Origin of the sequence: Paenibacillus stellifer, assembly GCF_000758685.1 — a bacterium.
GTDB classification, from domain to species: Bacteria; Bacillota; Bacilli; order Paenibacillales; family Paenibacillaceae; genus Paenibacillus_AQ; species Paenibacillus_AQ stellifer.
The window spans coordinates 4,471,232-4,492,871 of record NZ_CP009286.1; the positions used below are offsets into that span (position 1 = coordinate 4,471,232).

13 protein-coding genes are annotated in these 21,640 nt (G+C 58.1%); 3 read left to right on the forward strand and 10 right to left on the reverse strand.

Going from position 1 to position 21,640, the window contains the following annotated elements:
* Positions 1–172 precede the first annotated feature (172 nt).
* The 6 genes from PSTEL_RS20580 to PSTEL_RS20605 form a co-directional block, all read right to left on the reverse strand.
* Positions 173–904 carry a sugar phosphate nucleotidyltransferase gene (locus PSTEL_RS20580; RefSeq protein ID WP_038698240.1) on the reverse strand — a complete coding sequence of 244 codons (732 nt, stop codon included), beginning with the start codon at positions 902–904 and terminating at the stop codon, positions 173–175.
* Positions 905–951: 47 nt separating this feature from the next.
* Positions 952–1,686: a glycosyltransferase family 2 protein gene (locus tag PSTEL_RS20585; RefSeq protein WP_038698242.1), complete on the reverse strand. Its 735-nt coding sequence runs from the start codon at positions 1,684–1,686 to the stop codon at positions 952–954.
* Positions 1,683–2,660: a glycosyltransferase family 2 protein gene (locus PSTEL_RS20590; protein ID WP_169744612.1), complete on the reverse strand. Its 978-nt coding sequence runs from the start codon at positions 2,658–2,660 to the stop codon at positions 1,683–1,685. The genes PSTEL_RS20585 and PSTEL_RS20590 overlap by 4 nt, the downstream gene beginning before the upstream one ends.
* A gap of 15 nt (positions 2,661–2,675) precedes the next feature.
* Positions 2,676–3,596: a glycosyltransferase family 2 protein gene (locus PSTEL_RS20595; protein WP_084065224.1), complete on the reverse strand. Its 921-nt coding sequence runs from the start codon at positions 3,594–3,596 to the stop codon at positions 2,676–2,678.
* A gap of 314 nt (positions 3,597–3,910) precedes the next feature.
* Entirely contained in the window at positions 3,911–5,077 is a 1,167-nt protein-coding gene (gene ltrA / locus PSTEL_RS20600; protein ID WP_038698244.1) for a group II intron reverse transcriptase/maturase, read from the reverse strand.
* Between the two features lie 959 nt (positions 5,078–6,036).
* Positions 6,037–13,356: a WIAG-tail domain gene (locus tag PSTEL_RS20605; RefSeq protein ID WP_038698246.1), complete on the reverse strand. Its 7,320-nt coding sequence runs from the start codon at positions 13,354–13,356 to the stop codon at positions 6,037–6,039.
* 283 nt (positions 13,357–13,639) lie between these two features.
* Between PSTEL_RS20605 and PSTEL_RS20610 the strand changes: the two genes are divergently transcribed.
* Both PSTEL_RS20610 and asd read left to right on the forward strand, forming a co-directional pair.
* Complete coding sequence (locus PSTEL_RS20610) at positions 13,640–14,716, forward strand: YheC/YheD family endospore coat-associated protein (RefSeq protein WP_038698248.1); 1,077 nt, start codon at positions 13,640–13,642, stop codon at positions 14,714–14,716.
* Positions 14,717–14,818: 102 nt separating this feature from the next.
* A complete protein-coding gene (gene asd, locus PSTEL_RS20615; protein ID WP_038698250.1) occupies positions 14,819–15,610 on the forward strand; it encodes an archaetidylserine decarboxylase in 792 nt (263 codons plus the stop codon).
* Positions 15,611–15,720: 110 nt separating this feature from the next.
* Here asd and PSTEL_RS20620 read toward each other — a convergent pair whose 3' ends face one another.
* Positions 15,721–16,611, reverse strand: a complete 891-nt coding sequence (locus PSTEL_RS20620) for a carbohydrate kinase family protein (protein ID WP_038698252.1) — start codon at positions 16,609–16,611, stop codon at positions 15,721–15,723.
* A gap of 201 nt (positions 16,612–16,812) precedes the next feature.
* On the opposite strand from PSTEL_RS20620, the gene PSTEL_RS26455 reads away from it, so the two are divergent.
* Positions 16,813–17,922, forward strand: a complete 1,110-nt coding sequence (locus PSTEL_RS26455; protein WP_052098751.1) for an ArsR/SmtB family transcription factor — start codon at positions 16,813–16,815, stop codon at positions 17,920–17,922.
* Between the two features lie 135 nt (positions 17,923–18,057).
* Here PSTEL_RS26455 and gpmA read toward each other — a convergent pair whose 3' ends face one another.
* The 3 genes from gpmA to PSTEL_RS20640 all read right to left on the reverse strand — a co-directional run bounded on the left by gpmA (position 18,058) and on the right by PSTEL_RS20640 (position 21,612).
* A complete protein-coding gene (gene gpmA / locus PSTEL_RS20630; protein ID WP_038698254.1) occupies positions 18,058–18,807 on the reverse strand; it encodes a 2,3-diphosphoglycerate-dependent phosphoglycerate mutase in 750 nt (249 codons plus the stop codon).
* Between the two features lie 212 nt (positions 18,808–19,019).
* Positions 19,020–20,495 (reverse strand): protein adenylyltransferase SelO, encoded by a 1,476-nt coding sequence (locus PSTEL_RS20635; protein ID WP_038698256.1) that lies wholly within the window; start codon positions 20,493–20,495, stop codon positions 19,020–19,022.
* 331 nt (positions 20,496–20,826) lie between these two features.
* Positions 20,827–21,612, reverse strand: a complete 786-nt coding sequence (locus PSTEL_RS20640) for a helix-turn-helix domain-containing protein (RefSeq protein WP_038698258.1) — start codon at positions 21,610–21,612, stop codon at positions 20,827–20,829.
* Positions 21,613–21,640: the final 28 nt, after the last annotated feature.

Consider the following 21,640-nt stretch of genomic DNA (forward strand, 5'->3'; position numbering starts at 1 on the left):
ACGATCGTCCGGAATTTTCCAAGCCGCCGTGTTGCCCCTGCCCTTCATGAAAGGGCTAACTTGAAGCTTTTCTTACTAATTCCAAAGAAACCGGTTTCCTCCTACAAAATACCATTCCTTATTCAGACAAGTCAATACCTAATTTGGGGAAATATTGAAAAACGCGCCGCCTTTACGGCAGCGCGTCCTTCAGCTTATCCCCGGCTTCGCGAAGGGAATCAAATGTCCCCGCATCGCTCCACCATTCCTTGAGCACATCATAGCTTAGCTTGCGGTCTGCGGCATACAGGTTGTTGACATCCGTAATCTCCAGCTCCCCCCGTTGAGAGGGCGAGATGCGCTGGATAATGTCGAATACGGCCTCGTCATACATGTAAATGCCGGTCACGCAGTATTCGCTCTTCGGCTGCTTAGGCTTCTCTTCGATCCGCGCAATCCAGCCGGCATCCGAGCTGTCAAAGACCGGCACGCCATAACGGCGGGCGTCACTCACCGGCTTGAGCAGCACTTTGGCAGTTCCCTCAGGCTGGCGCAGATAGCCTTCCACATACGGTGCGAGATCCTCGGTGAACAGATTGTCGCCGAGCAGGACAACGAACCGTTCTCCTGACGGGATAAAGCCCTTCGCCAGCTCTAGAGCCTCAGCGATTCCGCCGGCCGCTTCCTGGATTTTGTAGGTCAGGGACACGCCGAAGGCGGCTCCGCTTCCCAGAAAATCCGTGTACATCCCGGCGGATTGTTTGCTGATAACCAGCAGAATGTCGGTGATCCCCGCCTTGCGCAGCCGGTCAATCCCGTAGCATATCATCGGATATCTGCCGACCGGAAGCAAATGCTTGTTCATGAGCCGGGTCAGCGGATATAGCCGCGTTCCGGTTCCGCCTGCCAAGATGACTCCTTTCATAAGCCATTCCTCCCTATCTATGATGCCGGGAACGACCGGCGGCGCCGTTAGATGAACAGCGCAGGGTCCAATCCCCACTTGTCGATATACCGTCTGCGGCCCTGCTCGATCAATTCCTGCCAGCCGCCGCTGTAGACCTCACGGAAGCTTGCGCTTCCCTCATGATGCACGAGACAATCTCCGGCGATCAGCATCCGGTAACTCTGAAGCCGTACGCGCAGGCAGAAATCATCATCTTCAAAATGTCCCGGGGAGAACCTTTCGTCCAGCAGCCCTACCCGGTCCAGCACTTCTCTCTTGAACAGCAGACATAATCCGACCAACCGGCGTGTCTCCCGCCATTTGGACGGGTCAGGCCGGTTCGCCTCCTCTGCAGCGGCAAAGAATCCGGCCCTGTCGGTATAACGGACCTCCACCCGCTGCCTTCCGCTTGCAAAATTCGTTACAGGTCCGACCATACCGACATCAGCCGCGCTGTACAGCGCGGATTTCAAGTTGGACAGCCAGCCCTTCGCGACCATGACATCATTGTTCAGCAGCAGCAGCTCCTCGCCGGAAGCGAGAAGCAGCCCCCTGTTGCACGCCGCCGGAAATCCGGCATTGAACGGCAGGGACAGAAAAGGTATCCGCTCCTCCCGGCAGTATTCCGCCGTTCCGTCCACCGAGGCGTTATCTACAACAATCAGTTCATAAGGCTCCTCTGTATAGAATCGGATCGACTCCACACAGGCCTTCAAGAGGCCGAGTCCGTTATAGTTCGGGATAATAATGCTTGTAGTCATGGCTGGTTCCTCCATGCGGCCAGGCGGCTTCGATAGCCGGGTCCTCCCGCCTCGCGGAATTTCCGGACCCCGCCCCGGGCCAGAATTTCGGCCAGCGCCTCGGCGTGATCGCCGAGAATCATCTGCTCCACGGCATTCCCCGCTCCCGTGTTGCTTCTGCGTACCCGGTTGCGTCCGATTACGTTGACAGACGAGGCATTCTTCACGCTCAGTCCGTTCAGTACAGCCGCTGCCTGCGCCTTCGGCGGAACCGTCAATGTCTTAGGCCCGATGATGCTCAGCGCCCGCCGGGACAGCGCATGAGGGACGGCTGTCATGGAGGAGGCCCCCAAATCCTCCCGTCCGACCGCAAGATTGAGGAACAGCTTGCAGCGCGTGACCGGATCGGTATGTTCAAAGGAAGGAAGCAGCGGATTCAGATCGTTGAGCGCCACGTCGGTTCCTTCATCCACGGCGGTAACGAAAGGGGCCAGCGCCGGAGCTGGAATCGCCATATCTCCGTCCAGGAACAGCAGAATGTCGCCCCGACTGAGTCTGGCGCCAATCGCGCGTCCCACATCATGCCCTGCCGCATCAGGATAATGGACCACCATGGCCACAGCCGACTGGCGGGCCCGCAAGTAGCTCTCGTCGGAGCAGCCGTTCAGCACGACGATCAGCTCCTCCGGCAGCAGTCTTTCCGCTTCACGGAGCACGGCAGGAAGAGTCGCTTCCTCGTTCTGCGCCGAAACGATGACCGACAGCGTTCCCCGGCGCGCGGGGGGACGCCAGCGGGCGCCTTTGCTTTGGGCGGGGCTCGCTGCTTTCATGGTCCCAGATTCCAGCTTGGATCTCTCATCTGTACCGGGAGAGATAACCGGCGCATGTAGAGCCTCCGCTTTCGGAGCTTTACGCTTTCTTCCGGTCCTGCGCGTTCCAACGCCGCCGGTTCCGTAACCTCTGTGGCGGCCTTCCGTCACATGCGATCTTCTCATCGTATTCATCCTCTGTCACCTCACCATCTCCCGCCGACGGCTGCCATCCGAATAGCCGGCCCGCTCTCCGAGCCGCTCGAGCATAACCGCAGCCGCCTGCAAATGATCCGAGACGACGATGTCCGCCAGCGGATCGCGGCCGCCCCTTTTGCGCCGTATGACATTCATCCGCCCGACCGGGACCAGGTGAACCGCCTCGACCCGAAGCCCGTGCAGCACCGCCCGGGCCTGAGCCGCCGGCGGACAGGACAGTATCTCCCCGCCAAGTGTCTCAAGCGCTTTTCGGCTCAGAGCATGCGGCACAGTCGTCATGGAGCAGCCGTGGAGATCGGGGCGTCCGAGCAGAAGATTGAGCGTATGTTTGGATAGTACAACAGGATGGGGACGCCGCTTCTTTACCGCTCCCGAATAGCGGTTCAATGCAACATCGACACCGCTGCCGACCGCTTTGACGAACGGAAACAGCCGTTTGGCGGATATAACAATATCTCCATCCGTGAAGAGCAGTATGTCGCCTTTCGCCGCCCCCGCTCCTATGCTCCGTCCGACATCGTGACCGAGCGGCTCCGGGTAGACAAGCACGCGCGCGCCGGAAGCTGCCGCAATATCCGCCGTACGGTCAGAGGAACCGTTGACAACGACAATCACCTCGCATCGCGCGGCAGTTCTTCGCGCTTCAGCGATGACCTTGGCTATTGTGCTCTCCTCGTTCATAGCCGGAATAATGACCGACACCAAGGGTTCCCTCTCATCCGGTGCACCCGTCAAGAGATCGGCAGGAACAGAAGCATGCGGGGACCTGCTCTTGGCTGCGCGCTTGGCTCCAGACTGCCTTGGTCTGCGGCTCAAGGTACGGAGAGCGGTCGATTTGGCTGGCGTACGGCGGACAGGTGCAGCCTTATGTCTCGGGCTGCGCGTTCGCTTGGCTGATTTCATGCTCATCACTTCCTCCCCTGCAGAGCATTCCCCGGGCGGGGTTCATCACAGTGTATGCCACAGGACGGACGGGGCAACGGCTGATGTCTACCTGTACACCTATCTCCGCCGAAAGCTTCGGCCGTACGCCCGCTCCGCTTCGTGAAGCCGATAATCGCTCCGCACACAGTAGGGTAAGACGAGGGATTACTCCCTCGGACTCCCCGTCAAACCGTGCATGCGGATTTCCCGCACACGGCTTTCCTTCGTCAGTTCCCCATCTTCAGGAGTGAGTTCTCTTCATCCGTCGCCGGATTGCCTATTTCACTCCTGAATTAGGAACGTGTGGTGAGTAAGCTTGTTAGAAATACCATTCCCGCTGATTCCAGTACTTTGTTTGGAATCAGCCGATTTGACACCGTAGATTTCTTTTGGCGCATAAAGGCTCGCGCCCTCATCCGCGTCCATTCATCCAGACGTTCAAACTTTTTCTTTACATTCCCTATGCCGAAATAGTTACCAAATCCTCGGGCAATTCCGTTTAGTTTCTTGAGCATTTCGTCAAGGTTATTTCCTTGTTGTCTGCGGGTAACTTGCCGGATTTTATCCTTGTACTTCTTCACTTTCGCGTCCGGTAGTATCAGATAATCCCTCCAAAAGTCGAATCCAAGAAAACGAAATCCGTCATCGAAATGCACTACTTTTGTTTTCTCAGGATGCATTCGCAGCTGTAGTTCGTCTTCTAGAATGGTCTTTGCCGCCAGGTATGCTTCTTTTGCCTGTTCCTTTGTCTTGCAAAGGATAACTGCATCATCCGCGTACCTGACTACGGCGAATCCCTTCTCTTTCATCCCCCAGTCGAAATGGTTCAAGTACAGATTCGCAAGCAATGGCGATAAATTCCCACCCTGTGGAGACCCGATTTCCGTTTCATGGAACTGATCATCTTCCATGAACCCCGCCGTCAGCCACCCGCGAATGAGCGTCAGCACTTTTCCGTCGGTGATTCTCTCATGCACCTTCTCCATCAGTAATTCGTGTGGAATTTCATCGAAGAAGGACATGATGTCCAGGTCAACCACATATTCGTATCCGCCGCGTTTCGCTCGTCGAATCGTATGTATTGCTTGGTGCGCCGAGTATCCCGCACGAAAGCCAAAGCTGTAGTAGTAGAAGTCTTGCTCGAAAATCGGCTCGATGATTTGACGCACGGCTTGCTGACATACGCGATCTCGGATTGTGGGAATGCCTAACGGTCTTAGCTTCCCGTTTTCCTTCTCGATGAAATGCCGCCTTACCGGATCGGGATTGTACCGCCCTTGCTGCAATAATCTTTGAAGCTCTCTTAGGTTCATGCTCACGTTTTTCTCGTACATCGCGATGCTTACGCCATCGATGCCGCCGCTTCCCTGATTCTTCTTCACAGCTAGCCAGGCTTCGTGCAGATTGTTCATTTGGTATACTTTATCGATTAAGGAATAGTAACGTCTTTTAGGTTTCATTGGTGTTTCACCACCTTTGCCGCTACTCACCAAGCTGGTCTTGTTTTCGCTACAGAGGATCGATTCCTTGCTTGTTCCATGGCGCGACAAATGCGTCTTAGACTCATTGCCAATCGCTCCTGTTTGCCCGCCATGTACTCAGGTCGCCAGTAGCCCTCTATCCGTTGGCGTTCTTTCGCCATTGGCGGGATACCCCCACTTGGTACTACCCTTATTCGATTAAGGCGCTTACGATCTCCACTCGCGTCAACTCACAGACTTTGACGAAGCACGTCCCCTTTGCCTCTGTCTCCCCTCTTTTGGAGTGGAGGCAGGGTATGCGACACCACTTTTTTTTCTGGCTGCTTCCACTGAAAAAAAATTTGGGCGCATACTCATCCAGGTTTTCTCCTCCAGTCTGTTACCAGCTTTCATCGGCCCGGATTTACTCACTACTACGGGACGATCCGCCATCTCGCAGCCCTTCGGTTTGGCTTTCCCTTTAAGGTTATACCGCCCCTACCTTGTCCGCGTTTGCGTCAAGGAGACTACGAGACTTCCCTCAGTTATCTGCACCTTCTATTCCATCCATCCTGACCCTAATCACGTCGATGAGCCTTGCAGGTCGTATCCCTTTGTTTGTTTTCCTGCAAGGTATGCTTATTCGCATAAGTTTCCCCGTTTTCTGGGCGGGTCACCCAGCATCGCCGCCACCTCTGGTTCACCGCATTCCGGGCTGGACTTTGCCTGCAGGCCCTTCGGATTCTTCCTCACGGAAGACACCCTGCCCATCCGTGGCAACCTCCGGTTGCCGGATGTCTGCTTCGGCTACGGCACTTTAAAGGGTAAAGTTACCGAGTGGATTTGAACCACTTAGATTGTGCGACTGTGAGGCGCACCAGCAAAGCGCAGCCCCGAGGCTGCGCTTGAGTTGGGTATGCAGAATCGTGAACCAGCAGAACTTCTCCCGATCTGCAGGTTTAATCGTACAGCCGGTCGATCGAGGCCGGCTTCGCTGCGGGAGAACCGATGGCGATCCAGGAGAGAACTCCGAAGAAATGCGAAGTATCTTTTAGCCGGGTGATATGGATGATGGCGTCGGCATCCCCTCTGCTTTTTAATGAAGCATGGAAGAAGGGCTGATTGGTCATGGCAACCAGAACATATCCCGAATGACCGAACGGCTCATCGAAGGTCACCGTCACATCAACGTCGTCAGACCCGGCTGCGAACATAAAGGCTGACATCCCGAACTGCTGAAGCGTGGTGCGGTCGCCGGCGCCCCGTACCGGATTAAAGGACAAATGCTGAGGCGTTACGCCCCCCCGCATAAGATGCTCCTGGCCGACCGAAGCGGGAGCCAGATGGCAGCTCTGTACGATCTCTTCTTCCAGGTGGCGGGACTGGATCGAGGAAGGTGCGATCTTCGTGCCGTCTACCGCACCTTCCTGCAGCTCCGACGAGCCGACCGAGCCGTCTGCCAGCCGGTCGCCGCCGATGCTCTTCGGCACCAGCTTACCGCCGGAGATCGATTCGTCCGGCAGCAGTTCCGGCGACCGGACCTCTGCGGACAGATGCTCCAGCCGGATGCCGCCTGCCGCCAGATGGCGGCTGTCGACAGCGCCATCTGCCAGGTGACTGCCTAAGACCGAATCCGCAGTCAGATGCTGGCTGCCAACCGCCCCTTCGGCCAAATGATAATCCTGGACGCTGCCTTCTTCCAGATGATGGGACTGGATGGCGCGGGCGGTGATTTTCGTACCATCCACCGCTTCCTCCTGAAGCTGTTCGCCCCCTACCGAATTTGCAGCCAGATGCACTTGCTGTACGCTGTCCTCTTCCAGGTGACGGGACTGGATCGCGAAGGACGTGATTTTCGTGCCATCTACCGCTTCCTCCTGAAGCTGTTCGCCGCTGACCGAATTTGCAGCCAGATGCACTTGCTGTACGCTGCCCTCTTCCAGATGATGGGACTGGATCGCGAAGGACGTGATTTTCGTGCCGTCTACCGCTTCCGCCTGAAGCTGTTCGCCACCGACCGAATCGGGAGCCAGATGTACTTGCTGTACGCTGCCCTCTTCTATGTGACGGGTCTGGATCGCGTAGGACGCGATTTTTGTGCCGTCTACCGCTTCCGCCTGAAGCTGTTCGCCACCGACCGAATCGGGAGCCAGATGCACTTGCTGTACGCTGCCTTCTTCCAGGTGACGGGATTGGATCGCGAAGGACGTGATTTTCGTGCCGTCTACCGCTTCCGCCTGAAGCTGTTCGCCACCGACCGAATCGGGAGCCAGATGCACTTGCTGTACGCTGCCTTCTTGGAGATGACGGGACTGGATCGCAAAGGACGTGATCTTCGTGCCATCTACCGCTTCCTCCTGAAGCTGTTCGCCGCTGACCGAACCGGGAGCCAGATGCGTATTATCCACGCTGCCTTCTTGGAGATGACGTGACTGGATCGCGAAGGACGTGATATTCGCACCGCCCACCGCTTCCTCCTGAAGCTGCTCGCTGCCGACCGAACCGGGAGCCAAATGTTCCCAGCCAATGCTCTTGGGGGCCAGCTTGCTGCCCGGAATGGAGTAATCGGGAAGCAGTTCGGACGAACGAACTTCGGCGGACAGATGCTGAAGCTTCACGCCTCCAGCGGTGAGATGCCGGCTTTCCACCGAGCTGTCAGCCAAGTGTTCAGCGTTGACAGAGCCTGCGGCCAGCTGCTCGCTGCCAACCGAATTCGCAGCCAGATGGGAATGCTGCACACTGCCTTCTTCCAGATGGCGGGATTGGATCGCGAAGGAGGCAATCTTCGTACCGTCCACCGCTTCCGCCTGAAGCTGCTCGCTGCCTACCGAGTCCGCAGCCAGATGGGAATGCTTCACGCTGCTTTCTTCCAGATGGCGGGATTGGATCGCGAAGGACGTAATCTTGCTGCCATCCACCGCTTCTTCCTGAAGCTGCTCGCTGCCGATTGAATCCGCAGCCAGATGCACTTGCTGCACGCTGCCTTCTTCCAGATGGCGGGATTGGATCGCGAAGGACGCGATCTTGCTGCCATCCACCGCTTCCGCCTGAAGCTGCTCGCTGCCTACCGAGTCCGCAGCCAGATGTGCATACTCTATGCTGCCTTCTTCCAGGTGGCGGGATTGGATCGACAAGGACGCGATCTTGCTGCCATCCACCGCCTCCGCCTGAAGCTGCTCGCTGCCTACCGAGTCCGCAGCCAGATGCTCATGCTGCACGCTGCCCTCTTCCAGGTGGCGGGATTGGATCGCGAAGGACGCAATCTTGCTGCCATCCACCGCCTCCGCCTGAAGCTGCTCGCTGCCGACCGATTCCGCAGCCAGATGGGAATGCTGCACGCTGCCTTCTTCCAGATGGCGGGATTGGATCGCGAAGGAGGCAATCTTGCTGCCATCCACCGCTTCTTCCTGAAGCTGCTCGCTGCCGACCGATTCCGCAGCCAGATGTGCATACTCCACGCTGCCTTCTTCCAGGTGGCGGGATTGGATCGACAAGGACGCGATCTTGCTGCCATCCACCGCCTCTGCCTGAAGCTGCTCACTGCCGACCGATTCCGCAGCCAGATGCTCATGCTGCACGCTGCCCTCTTCCAGGTGGCGGGATTGGATCGACAAGGACGCGATCTTCGTGCCGTCCACCGCTTCTTCCTGAAGCTGCTCGCTGCCTACCGAGTCCGCAGCCAGATGGGAATGCTTCACGCTGCTTTCTTCCAGATGGCGGGATTGGATCGCGAAGGAGGCAATCTTGCTGCCATCCACCGCTTCCTCCTGAAGCTGCTCGCTGCCGATTGAATCCGCAGCCAGATGCTCATGCTGCACGCTGCCCTCTTCCAGGTGGCGGGACTGGATCGACAAGGACGCGATCTTGCTGCCATCCACCGCTTCTTCCTGAAGCTGCTCGCTGCCTACCGAGTCCGCAGCCAGATGCGCATGCTGCACGCTGCCCTCTTCCAGGTGCCGGGATTGTATGGCACGATTAGTAATCTTCGTGCCATCCACCGCTTCCTCCTGAAGCTGCTCGCTGCCGACCGATTCCGCAGCCAGATGTGCATACTCCACGCTGCCTTCTTCCAGGTGGCGGGATTGGATCGACAAGGGCGCGATCTTGCTGCCATCCACCGCCTCCGCCTGAAGCTGCTCGCTACCGACCGATTCCGCAGCCAGATGCTCATGCTGCACGCTGCCTTCTTCCAGATGGCGGGATTGGATCGCGAAGGAGGCAATCTTCGTACCGTCCACCGCTTCCGCCCGTAGCTGCTCGCTACCAACCGAATCCGCAGCCAGATGGGAATGCTGCACACTGCCTTCTTCCAAATGGTGGGATTGGATCGCGAAGGACGCAATCTTCGTGCCGCCCACCGCTTCCGCCTGAAGCTGTTCACTGCCGACCGAATCTGCAGCCAGATGGGAATGCTGCACACTGCCTTCTTCCAGGTGCCGGGATTGGATCGCATGGGCGGCGATCTTCGTGCCGTCCACTGTTTCCGCCTGTAGTTGGTCCCCCCCTACCGAGCCGGGAGCCAGATGCACATGCTGCACACTGCTTTCTTCCAGATGGCAGGACTGAATGGCATGGGCGGCAATCTTCGTGCCGTCCACTGCTTCCGCCTGTAGTTGGTCCCCCCCTACCGAGCCAGGAGCCAGATGCACATGCTGTACGCTTCTTTCTTCCAAGTGACGGGACTGGATAGCGAAGGGCGCGATCTTCGTGCCGTCCACCGCTTCCTCCTGAAGCTGCTCGCTTCCTACCGAATCCGCAGCCAGATGCACATGCTGTACGCTTCTTTCTTCCAAGTGACGGGACTGGATAGCGAAGGGGACGATTTTCGTGCCGTCCACCGCCTCTACCTGAAGCTGCTCGCTTCCTACCGAATCCGCCGCCAGATGCGCATGCTCTACGATGCCTTCTTCCAGGTGGCGGGATTGAATCGCGAAGGATGCGATCTTCGCACCATCCACCGCTTCTTCCTGAAGCTGCTCGCTTCCTACCGAATCCGCCGCCAGATGCGCATGCTCCACGCTGCCCTCTTCCAGGTGGCGGGATTGAATCGCGAAGGACGCGATCTTCGCACCGTCCACCGCTTCTTCCTGAAGCTGCTCGCTTCCCACCGAGCCCGCAGCCAGGTGCGCATGCTCCACGCTGCCTTCTTCCAGATGGCGGGACTTGATGGCACGGGCAGTGATCTTCGTGCCATCCACCGCCTCCTGTTGAAGCTGTTCCCTGCTGACCGATTTCGGCGCCAGATGTGTGTGTTCTACGCTGCCAGCAGCCAGATGGCGGGATTGGATGGCATATGGAGTGATCTTTGTGCCGTCTACCGATTCCTTCCGCAGTTGGTCGCCTCCCACCGAATTCGGCGCCAGATGCGCATTTCCTACGCTGTCCGCAACGAGATGGCGGGATTCGATCGCATTGTCGGCAATTTTCGTGCCGTCTACCGCATCCTCCTGAAGCTGGACACCCCCAACCGAGTCAGGCGCCAAATGTGCGTTCCGAACACTATCCGCCGCCAGGTGGCGTGCCTGGATCGCATGGGCGGCGATCTTCGCTCCGCCAACCGCATCTTCCTGAAGCTGGGCGCCTCCCACCGAGTTCGGTGCCAAATGCGTGTTCCCTACGCTGCCAGCAGCCAAATGGCGGGACTGAACAGCACTGCCGGCGATCTTCGTACCGTCCACCGCTCCCTGCTGAAGCTGGTGCTGCCCGATCGTGCCTTCCACCAGCCGATCACCTTCGATGCTTCCGGGAGCCAGCTTGCTGCCCGGAAGCGATCCGTCCGGCAGCAGCTCGGAGGAGCGGACTTCCGCTGACAGATGCTCCAGCCGGATACCCTCAGCCGCAAGGTGGCGGCTGCCAACCGAGCCGTCGGCCAGATGTTCGGCCGAAACGGCGCCAGGCGCCAGATGCGGCGCATCGACCGAGAAAGGACGGATATGCTCTCCGCCAACGGCTCCAGCGCTGAGATGACCGCCCTGCACCGCCTCTGGAGCAAGCGCCTCTGCTCCGACAGCACCTTCGCTCAGATGCACGGGCAGGATGGAGCCGGCCGCAAGCTTGCCGGATTCCACGCTGCCGGATTGCAGGTGGACGCCAGCGACGGAACCGGGCTGGAGATGGGCGCTGCCCACTGCCAGCGGCCGAATATGCTCGCTTCCGATAGCGCCCGGACCGAAATGCTCGGGCCGCAGCGCTCCTGCGGCGATGGCGCTGCTGCCCACCGCGCCTGCCGACAGATGTCCGCCCTGCACCGATCCGGCCGCGAGCTTGCCGGATTCCACACTGCCATCGGCCAGCTTGGCGCTGGTAACGGCGAAATCCCCCAGCTTGTCGCTCGTCACGCTTTCAGGAGACAGCTTCAGCGAGGTTACGACATGGTCAGCCAAATGATGGGGCTGAATCGCTCCGGGAGCTACATGAACGTCCTTGACCGATCCCGCCGCCAGCTTCTCCTCCGTAACGGAGCCGGGCTGCAGCGCAATCGGGGCGACGCTGTTCTTCCGCAGATGCCGGGCATCCACTGCTCCATCCGCAAGACGTGCGGCATCGACCGCCGATTCCCGAATTGTCCGCGCGCTTACGCTGGAGTCGGCCAGATGCTTCTCCTCCACCGTGCAAAATGCAATGTGCTCACCGCTCACCGCTCCCGGAGCAATCGAGGAGCTGTCAACTGCGCGATCGGCCAGCTTGGCGGCCGTAACGCTGCCGTCAGCCAGCTTGCCGGCTGTAACGCTCTTTGGCCGCAGATGGCCGGTCTCCAGCGTCTCGGCAGCGATTTCCGCTCCGGTAATCGTGCCGGGAACCAGATGGCGGGCCTGCACAGATTCTTCCTTCAGCTGCTCCGGTCCAACCGATCCCTGGCGAAGCTGCTCCTCGCCAACGGCATCCGGCTGAAGATGGATGGCGCCGACGGATTGCGGTGACAGATGCGCGGCACGCACAGCCGATTTGGCGAGATGACGGGTGGCGACCGCTTCATCTGCCAGTTTGTGGCCGAGCACGCTTTGATCGGCGATCTTGGACGAGGTGACCGACTGCTCGACCAGTTGAGCTGTTCCGACAGCGCCTTCGGCAAGCTTGGCGTAGGTGATGCTGTGGTCGGCCAGATGGCGGCCGGTGACCGTACCGCCGGCGATATGAGCGCCGCTCACCGCATCCTGCGCCAAATGTCGGCCCTGCACCGCCTCATCGGCAAGCTCGCGCGAGCCGATCGCTCCGGACTCCAGATGCCGGCTGCCCACGCTTCCGAACTGAAGGTGACTTGCCCCGATCAGCCGTCCGGCCAGCTGCTCCGGCCCGATAGCTCCGGCTGCCAGATGCTTGGCTTCGACAACCCCTGACCCCAAATGGGTGCTGTCTACCGCGCCTTCGGCCAGCTTCTCGCCCGTAACGGACCCGTTCTCCAGAATGTCTCCGCCGACCGCCGCGTCGGACAGCTTGGATCGGTCGATCAGGCCGTTCTCCAGATGGCGGGCCGAAATGGCGCCGCTGCCGATTTTGTCGCTTGTGACTGCTCCGTCTTCCAGCAGTTCGGACGTAATTACGCAATCGGCAAGATGGCGGCCTTCGATCGACCCGTCCGCGATATGGGCCGCTCCGATTATTCGGTCCGCCAGCTTCTCGGGCCCAATGCTGCCTTCCTTCAGCTTCTCGCCTCCGATCGAGCGATCCAGAAGCTTGGAGCCGGATACGCTGCCGTCGGCCAAATGCTCGCCTGTTACCGAACCCGCAGCAAGTTTGGCCGAAGTTATCGCCTTGTCCGCGAGATGGATGCCCTGTACCGCGTAATCCTGAAGCCAGAGCGAGCCAATGCTGCCATGCTTCAGCTTCGAACCATCAATGCTCCTTGGAGCGATCTTGGGCCCGGTTACCGCTCCATCCGACAAATCGTCGGTATAGACTCTCCGTTTGATCCGTTCCGCTTGGCTGAAGAAAGAGCTATCCGGCTGCAGGCTTTCCAGTACATCCTGGATGTTCGCATCGGCGATTGCCCCATCCGGCTTGGCGTCTGCCGGCAAGTCAGGGAAGACGTCGTCCGGAGCCCGGCCGTCCACCGGGTCGGCCTCCACTTCTGCAGCTGCCGCTGCATGAAGCACGAGCTCCTCAAAATCCTCTTCCTTCATCAGTTCCGGCTTGGCGTCCGCTGCCGGTTCTGCGGCAGTTAATGCGCTTTTGAGCATCGGCTTCGGTTCCAGAATACTGATTTCCGTGATGTCCGGGTTATCCACAAAATAATGAATTCTTTTCGCCTTGACCGGCGGTTTTTTCCTGGATCTGCTCACAAGCAGTCCCTCCCTCCGCTGTGTTATCGCCTATGCATCATATGCGGACGCCCGTTCAGGTGACACCGGACATTCCCGGAAGTTGCACGGCATGCCAGGGCACTCCGGTTCTTTCGTCCCGCCCGGTTCTGAACAACCGGCCAAGCTCCGGCATTTCCGTTCATATCTGCAACGCTCTTATGTGCAAAATAGGCGGCTTCTCCCCTCATTCGTCCATGCCTGCGGGCGGATTCGGCATATGCTGGAGGAAGAACGGTGACAGACCTCCGGGAGGGTTGGACGAATGGAGCATAGACTCGTCGGTATTCTGCTGAATGCGGCAGCGCACGATGGAATTCCCCGGGGCCGAACAGGCTGGGAGTCCTTAGATCTCTATGAGAAAGGCGCAGCGGCTTACGGGCTGAAGGCGTGCTTTCTGAAGCTGTCCGAACTGGACCTCGCTTCCGGGCGCTGCCTTGCTTATATCCGGACTGCCCGCAGGCTCGTCAAGACCACCGTCCCGATTCCCGGGGTCATCCATAATCGGGCCATCTACCCGCCGGGAAGCACGGCGACCGAAAGACTGTCTGCGCGGGGCATCCGGGTCTTCAACCTGCACACGCGCTATCCCAAGGACGAAATCCACCAACTGCTAATGAATGAGCCCGGTCTAGTCCCCCATCTTCCCGATACAGAATCCGGGATCGAAGGACTGCGGAACATGCTGGAGCGGCACTCGGATTTGATTCTGAAGCCGAGGAGGGGAAGCGTTGGCAGAGGAATTATGCGGCTGAGAAGAGATAATGTCGGCTGGATCTGGGAATTCCTTTCAAAAGGCCAGGTGGAGTATGTGCGGCTTCCCTCCCCCGAAGTGCCGTCGGCCTTGCTGCTTCGCATTCATGAGGGCTCCTATCTCGTTCAGGAGCGTCTGCCTCTGGCCGAAGCGGAGAACCAGCCTTTCGATCTGCGCGTAACAGTCCAGCGCGGCTTCGGGGGAGAATGGGCGGTTACGGGCCTCTTCGCCAAGCTGGCTCCGCCCGGCAGCTTCGTCTCCAATATCGCCCGGGGCGGGGAGGCGGCGGAAGCGGTGTCCGTACTGGAGAAGGTCTTCACACCCCGCGAAGCCGCCCATTACCGTATGGGAGCAGCCGATCTGGCGCTTAGAGTGGTGCGCACCCTGGAGCGGAGCCTGCCGGGACTCGCCGATGTCGGCCTTGATATCGGAGTTACCCGGGACGGCAAGCTGTACTTCATCGAATGCAACGGGCGCGACCAGCGATACGGCTTCTTCAAGGCCGGATTAGCTAGCGCCTGGAAGGACAGCTACCGCCGGCCCATGGCGTATGCGCGTCATTTGCTGGATCAGGATGTCAGGGAATAACGTTATTGATTTGTCTCCTATTCTATGTCAATATAATGCAGAGCGGCCCGTGGCTTCGCTTAAGAGAAGCACGGGCGCTGCATGACGGAAGGGAGACAAGGCATGGTTAAACCACTGCTGCGCCTGATGACCGAGCTGTCCTCGCACCGGTGGCTGTCCCGCTTGATGGGCGCTTTTGCCCACAGCAGATTCAGCCGCCTTCTGATCCCGGTCTTTATTCGCACTTATCAGATTCCTGCTGCCCAGGCGGAGAAGAATCCCTCGGAATATGCCTCGCTTAATGAATTTTTCAGCCGGAGGCTGAAGCCGGGGATGCGGCCCGTAACCGAAGAGCCGGATGCCGTGGCCAGTCCCGTCGACGCGCTGATTACGGCTATGGGAACGATTGAATCGGGTACCCTGCTTAACGTCAAGGGACAGGACTACAAGCTGGAGGAGCTGCTGAACCACTCGCCGCATCAGGAGCTGTACAAGAAAGGCTATTTTTTCGTGCTGTACCTTAGTCCTACGGACTATCACCGCATTCATTCCCCTGTAACCGGAAAGCTGACGGAGAGCGATTATATCCGCGGCAGATGCTATCCAGTCAATGAATTCGGCATGAGGAATATGAAGAGCGTATTGTGCCGCAACGAGCGGCTGATCACCTATATGGCCCACAGCGCCGGCGAAATCGCCGTAGCCAAGGTGGGCGCGATGAATGTCAGCGGCATCAAATATTCGGACGAGAGCCGGCGCTCTTTTGAGATCGGCGATGATCTCGCTTATTTCGAATTCGGATCTACTGTCGTGCTGCTGACGGAGAGCGGTATTTTCACCCCCCGTCCCGGGCTCGAAAGTGGTGCCAAGGTCAAGATGGGAGAACTGCTGGGATTCCTGCGGCGTCCCGAATAATCATGTTGTGTGGGCATACGGCTAAGCCCCTTCGCTTTTCCTGCGGGAGAGCGAGGGGCTTTTTTAGCATGGTGGATGTAAGTACTCCTGAGTTCCTCATTTATGAAAAATCATGAAAAATGCCGCGCAGCCTCCCGCTCCAGCAGCTCTCTGCCGAGCCCCGGGTAAGCCAGCTCCTGCGAGGTCACGCACAGGCCGGCGGAGACGGCGGCGAGCCTCATGCACTCCAGCGGAGAGCGTCCCTGCAGAAATCCATACAAAAAGCCTGCGAAGAAGCTGTCGCCCGCACCGTTCGCATCCTCCAGCTTATATTCGTCGATGATCGGCATCTCGATCCATTCCCCTTCGCCGGTCAGACAGGTCGCCCCTCTCTTGCCATGCGTGCAGACAACAAGCCGTTTGCCTCCCGCCACCAGTGAGGACATCACTGCCTTGTAATCACTCAGATTATCCGAGCTCAGAAAGACATAATCCGCCGCCTCGATATATTCCTTGTGATACGGATTCTCGCCATCATAATCGTGAAGATCCGTCCAGACCGGCTTGCCCGATTGCAGGCACATTTCGATGAGAGTCTTCGTATAGGCGATAATATTCAGCACAATCACATCGCTGCCCTGGATCAGCTTCTCGAGGCGGGACAGATCAAGAGGAAGCCGGGAAGAGGACTGTGTGATGAACATCGAGATTCTGCCGCCGTTCTTGTCCATTAGATTGATATGTCTTTCGGTTCCGGCCGGATCGGGGTCCCATACAAAATCAACGCCCGCCGCGCCCAGCGTTTCGGCAATGCGTCTGCCGTAATCATCCTCGCCGATAATGGAATGGAGCGTTACAGGCACCTCAAGCCGGGTCAGCGGCAGCGCCTTTCCCGCGCCGGTCGAGCCGATCGTCTCATGAAACGGGGCATAATGAATCGTCTGGGGCTTGGGCTCCGGCAGCGCATCCAGCCGCACGATGGAATCATAGGTGGTTCCGCCCAGAATTAAAACCTTAGGCATGTTCATTCCTCCTGTCACTTTGATTGCATAGTCATTGAAATCATTATAGTTCATTCTGTATCTAATTCAATATGTATTTTATATATATCTAATCCAAGGATTGTTTGACTGACACTCTCCTTTTGTCATACTATAGGTTAGAGAAATATCAAATCTATATCTATGACTGGTCAAAATAGGAGTTACGGGAGGGTTATAAAAGTGGAGTCTACCTTGCAGCTTACCGTTCACCCGCCGATGGAGTTTCTGTACGCTCTGTTCGCCGCAGGGACGGGAAAGCATTTTACAGAGATGATCCGTTCCTATGATCTGGAGCCTAGCGATGACATCAAGAACGCGCTCCGGAATATGGATGCGGCGCTCTCCCGCTATCTGAGGCAAGAGCTGGAATATTTCTACGATTTGAGCGGGGTCGGCTATATTCTGTACAAGACGATCGCGGCGCGTCCGGAGCTGGAGGACATCCCTGGACTGCTGGAAGCCTTCCGCGCGAAGTCCGCCCCGGAATTCCTCTTTGAAATCCTGCAGAGCGTCTGCAAAAATACACTTCCTCCTAAGGAAGATCCTGCTTACCGGGAGCTCTCGGAGGACCGAGAAGGGCAGCTTGCCCTGCTGAAGCGGACGCCCTTTCAGGATGCGGAACGGAAGCGGCGGGTAACGGAAGCGGCGGAGAACCCGGAGGAGATCAAAATGCGGTTCGAGCTGCTGCTCTCCCGATTTTATGCGGCGGCTTACGCTCCTCTGGAAGAAGGTATTATCTCGCTGATCGAGCACGGACGGGAAAATTATGAGCGCTCTCTGGGCGAAGACCCTGCCGATTTCAAGCAAAAGTATATCTCCCTGGAGAATACGAAGAATGCGGAGAATACAGAGACTGTGGAAACAGCGAGAGAGGTACAGAAACAGGCAGAACGCTGTTATGTGCACCTCAGCTTCTTCAAATACGTTGGCTGTCACGCCTATTCCTCATATGGCAGCGGGGCGGACGACTGGTTCGTGCTCGGCTTGTATTCCGACCGGCTGTTCCAGGAATCCCGGCTGCTGGAGAAACAGGCTGCCTTCTTCAAGGTGCTGGCCGACCCGAAGCGGATCGCCATTCTCCGGCTGCTGAAGGAGCGTCCCTGGTTCGGACAGGAGCTTGCGGAGAAGCTGGACATTTCGCCGCCGACCGTCTCCTACCATATGGGCTTTCTCCAGCAGACCGGCGCGGTCAGCTTCGTCCGGACCGACAACCGGTTCTACTACTCGCTGAACATCTCCCGGCTAATCGAGCCGCTTCGGCAGTTCATCGGCGGGTTTGAGGAAGAATAGGAAATGGCATAACAGTGGTGAAAGATAGTGAAGGATTAATTCCTAACCCCCCGTGACGGAAGCCTCACCAAAAACAGCCCTCCGGAACATGCCGGAAGGCTGTTTGACTGTGTCTGTTGAAGGAGGATCGCCCGTTTACTCGCTGACCTTGCCCTGGTTGGCGACCTCGGCGGCCTTCACCTGAATCTTCTCCTGTTCGCCGAGATAGAAGCGCCGGATCGGATTCACTTCCTCATCAAGCTCATAGACGAGAGGAACGCCGGTCGGAATATTCAGCGACAGCAGCGCCGTCTCATCGATATCCTCCATATATTTGATCAGCGCGCGCAACGTGTTGCCGTGTGCAGAGATCAACACCCGCTCCTTCTTCATCACGAGCGGCACGATCCGCTGATTCCAGAACTCCCCGACCCGGTGCACCGTATCCTCCAGGCTTTCGCCGCGGGGGATGTCGCCCGGACGGACATCCTTGTAGCGGATGTCGTTTCTGGCGTATCTCGGATCATCCGGCTCCAGCAGCGGCGGACGGACCGACAGGCTGCGCCGCCAAATCTGGAGCTGCTCCTCGCCGAACTTCACGGCAGTCTCACTCTTGCTCAGTCCCTGAAGGGCGCCGTAATGGCGCTCGTTCAGCTTCCAGGATTTCTGCACCGGAATCCAGAGCAGGTCCAGTTCCTCCAGAATGTAATTCAGCGTCTTGATCGACCGCTTCAGAACCGAAGCGAACGCAAGATCGAAGGTATAGCCCGCTTGCTTAAGCGTTCTTCCCGCTTCCTTCGCCTCCTGGATCCCCTTCTCAGTCAAATCCGGATCACTCCAGCCGGTGAACAAATTCTGCTTGTTATATTCGCTCTCTCCATGACGGACCAGCACGATTTCGTACATACTCCCACTCCTCTCCCTTGTGCTTCCTTCTCCATTACAGGCTCCTCTTCCTACTTAAAGCAATCCATAGGGTTCATAAACAGACGGGACCGATTTCGGGCCAAGTTCCTTTCGCCCATTCTCCTGTTGCTCCCATAACTGACTTTTTGCCAAAAAAGAATGCCCAACGGAGCTTCGACTGTCCGGCGATTCATCTTCTCCGTACTCTACGCTCAGGTCCCGCAGTAGGTGCGGTAGGCGCAAGAGGACGGAGCCGGAGGCTCGGCATAGCGGTCCTGTCCGGAGATGTATGCATACGGGTCTGACAGCGCCTCAAGCAGTCTCTCCATAACAGTGAGATCATCCCGTTCCACTGCGGCTTCCAGCGCTTCCTCCACATTGTGGTTGCGGGGGATGACGGCGGGATTGCTGCGGCGCATCAAATCCCGGGAAGCCTCCCTGTTCTCCTGCTGCCCGTTCAGCCTGGCCTCCCAGCGGGCCTGCCACTTGGCGTACTCATCGGAATCGAACAGAGCGGTACCCTCTGTTTGGTTTAGGGTCAAGGAGCGAAACGTGTTGGTGTAGTCCGCCCGATGACTATGCATCAGCTCCAGCAAATCTTCCGCAAGGGCCTCGTCCCCTTCTTCCTCCCCGAACAATCCGAGCTTGCTCCGCATCCCGGCAAGCCAATTGCGGTTGTAACGCTCCATGTACTCCGCGATCGCCTCTTCCGCCATGGTGACGGCGGTATCCTCGTTCTCATGCAGCAGCGGGAGCAGCGCCTCTGCAAGTCTTGCCAGATTCCAGGCGGCGATTTCCGGCTGATTGCCATAGGCATAGCGTCCACGCTGATCAATGGAGCTGAATACCGTCCGTGGGTCGTAGGTATCCATAAAAGCACAGGGACCGTAATCGATCGTCTCCCCGCTGATCGTCATATTATCGGTGTTCATCACGCCGTGGATGAAGCCAACGAGCTGCCATTTGGCGATCAGCGAAGCCTGCCGCCCGCACACTTCGCGAAGCAGCGTAAGATAGCGGTTCCCCTGCGTATCCGCCTCCGGGTAGTGACGCTCAAGCGCGTAGTCCGCCAAGGCGCGAAGCGTCTCTTCGCCGCCCTTCCAGGCGGCGTATTGAAAGGTCCCGACCCGCAGATGGCTGGCTGCCGTACGGGTCAGAACCGCTCCCGGCAGCGCGGTCTCGCGGAAGACCGGCTCGCCGGTCGCCGCAACCGCCAGGCTGCGCGTAGTCGGAATGCCAAGCCCGTGCATGGCTTCGCTGATGATGTACTCGCGCAGCATCGGACCGAGCGCGGCCCGGCCGTCTCCGCCGCGGGAGTATGGCGTGCGTCCGGAGCCTTTAAGCTGGATATCGATCCGCTCTCTGCCTTGGGTAATCTGTTCGCCGAGCAGCACGGCCCGGCCGTCGCCCAGCATGGTGAAGTGCCCGAATTGATGTCCCGCATACGCCTGGGCGATCGGAGTGGCGCCACCCGGAAGCCGGTTCCCCGCCAAAATCTCTGCTCCTTCGCCGCCGCTCAAGGCTTCTGCGTTCAATCCCAGCGCTGTCGCCAAGGGGGCGTTCAGCACGATCAGCTTCGGCGCGGTGACAGGAACAGGATCTGTCTCGGCATACAAAGATTCAGGCAGACGCGCATAGCTGTTGTCCAAATTCCATCCTTTATCGGTTTCCGGTTGATTCGCTGTCATCGGTGTCTCCTTTAGAATTAATGATTTCCATTCCATCTAAAGATTGTCGTTAGTAGAGTTATACTTCCTTCCGGTTTCTATACCCGGCCGCCGAAGGAACCGGACAGTCGAAAGACGCCTAGGGGGAGGGAAGGCGTCCGGAAAAGTCAAAAACCGGAGAAACAAGCAGCTTCTCCGGCCAATCGAAAGGTTATTCTGGTTCAGTGTCATTGAAGAGTCCCCGTTCAAACCGGCAGACTCCGCCGATAACCGGAGGCCTCCGCCGCACGCCACTGCATCCGGTCTGCGGCAAATTCCGCCGCTCCGCAAAGTCACTGAGCTAAAGGGGAAATCAGCGGATTTCGGACGGGCTTTTTCCCGTATGCTGCTTGAACTGGCGGCTGAAGAAAAAAATATCGCGGTATCCCAGCGCGTCGGCGACCTCCGTCACGTTCATGCCGGCGTACAGCAGCAGATGCTGGGCACGTTCGATCCGGGTTCTGATGATGTAGGACTGGACCGAGGAGCCGATCAGTTCCTTGAATTTGATCGAGAAATACCTTGGCGACAGGCCCGCCCGCGCAGCCAGCTCCTCCACCCTGTGCGGTGTGCCCGGATTCTGGCTGATATAGTTCGCGACCTCATGAATCACTTCGGCAAGCTGGTTGCTGACATTCCGCTCCACCGGCATGGCCATGTCGGCCCGAAGCAGATTGATCATCAGCTGCTGCAGAATCAACCGGCCTTCCTCTTCGGCGGCAAAAGTCTTCACCAGGAACAGGCGCACGTAACGAGCGAGCAGGTGCTCGAACTCAACCGAATCGCCCAGCACCCGGTAAGGCTCCGGAATATCGGTGACTGGCTCGTTAACGTCAAAATGAATGTATGTAATGACAAGCGGCCTTTGCGGATTATGCGTCGCGCTGGTGTGATCACCCGGACGAAACAGGAAGCAGCTTCCTTTCCCCACCTTATATGCCGTCCCGTTGCGAGTCACCGTGCCTTCACCGCTCCACACATAGAATAAGTCGTAGTTGGGCAGCGGCTTCTCCCTTTTCTGCCATCTCCATCCCGGCTCGCAGACGATTTTGGCCAAAGCGGGGAGGATCACAAAAGCGGACGGCGGCACATGAAGCATCGTTTCTCCTCTCCCTTCAGACATTTCC

Coding starts and splice junctions, on each gene's coding strand:
- PSTEL_RS20580 (WP_038698240.1), bottom strand. CDS start 904: ATGAAAGGAGTCATCTTGGCAGGCGGAACCGGAACGCGGCTATATCCG.
- PSTEL_RS20585 (WP_038698242.1), bottom strand. CDS start 1,686: ATGACTACAAGCATTATTATCCCGAACTATAACGGACTCGGCCTCTTG.
- PSTEL_RS20590 (WP_169744612.1), bottom strand. CDS start 2,660: ATGAGAAGATCGCATGTGACGGAAGGCCGCCACAGAGGTTACGGAACC.
- PSTEL_RS20595 (WP_084065224.1), bottom strand. CDS start 3,596: ATGAAATCAGCCAAGCGAACGCGCAGCCCGAGACATAAGGCTGCACCT.
- ltrA (WP_038698244.1), bottom strand. CDS start 5,077: ATGAAACCTAAAAGACGTTACTATTCCTTAATCGATAAAGTATACCAA.
- PSTEL_RS20610 (WP_038698248.1), top strand. CDS start 13,640: ATGGAGCATAGACTCGTCGGTATTCTGCTGAATGCGGCAGCGCACGAT.
- asd (WP_038698250.1), top strand. CDS start 14,819: ATGGTTAAACCACTGCTGCGCCTGATGACCGAGCTGTCCTCGCACCGG.
- PSTEL_RS20620 (WP_038698252.1), bottom strand. CDS start 16,611: ATGCCTAAGGTTTTAATTCTGGGCGGAACCACCTATGATTCCATCGTG.
- gpmA (WP_038698254.1), bottom strand. CDS start 18,807: ATGTACGAAATCGTGCTGGTCCGTCATGGAGAGAGCGAATATAACAAG.
- PSTEL_RS20635 (WP_038698256.1), bottom strand. CDS start 20,495: ATGACAGCGAATCAACCGGAAACCGATAAAGGATGGAATTTGGACAAC.
- PSTEL_RS20640 (WP_038698258.1), bottom strand. CDS start 21,612: ATGCTTCATGTGCCGCCGTCCGCTTTTGTGATCCTCCCCGCTTTGGCC.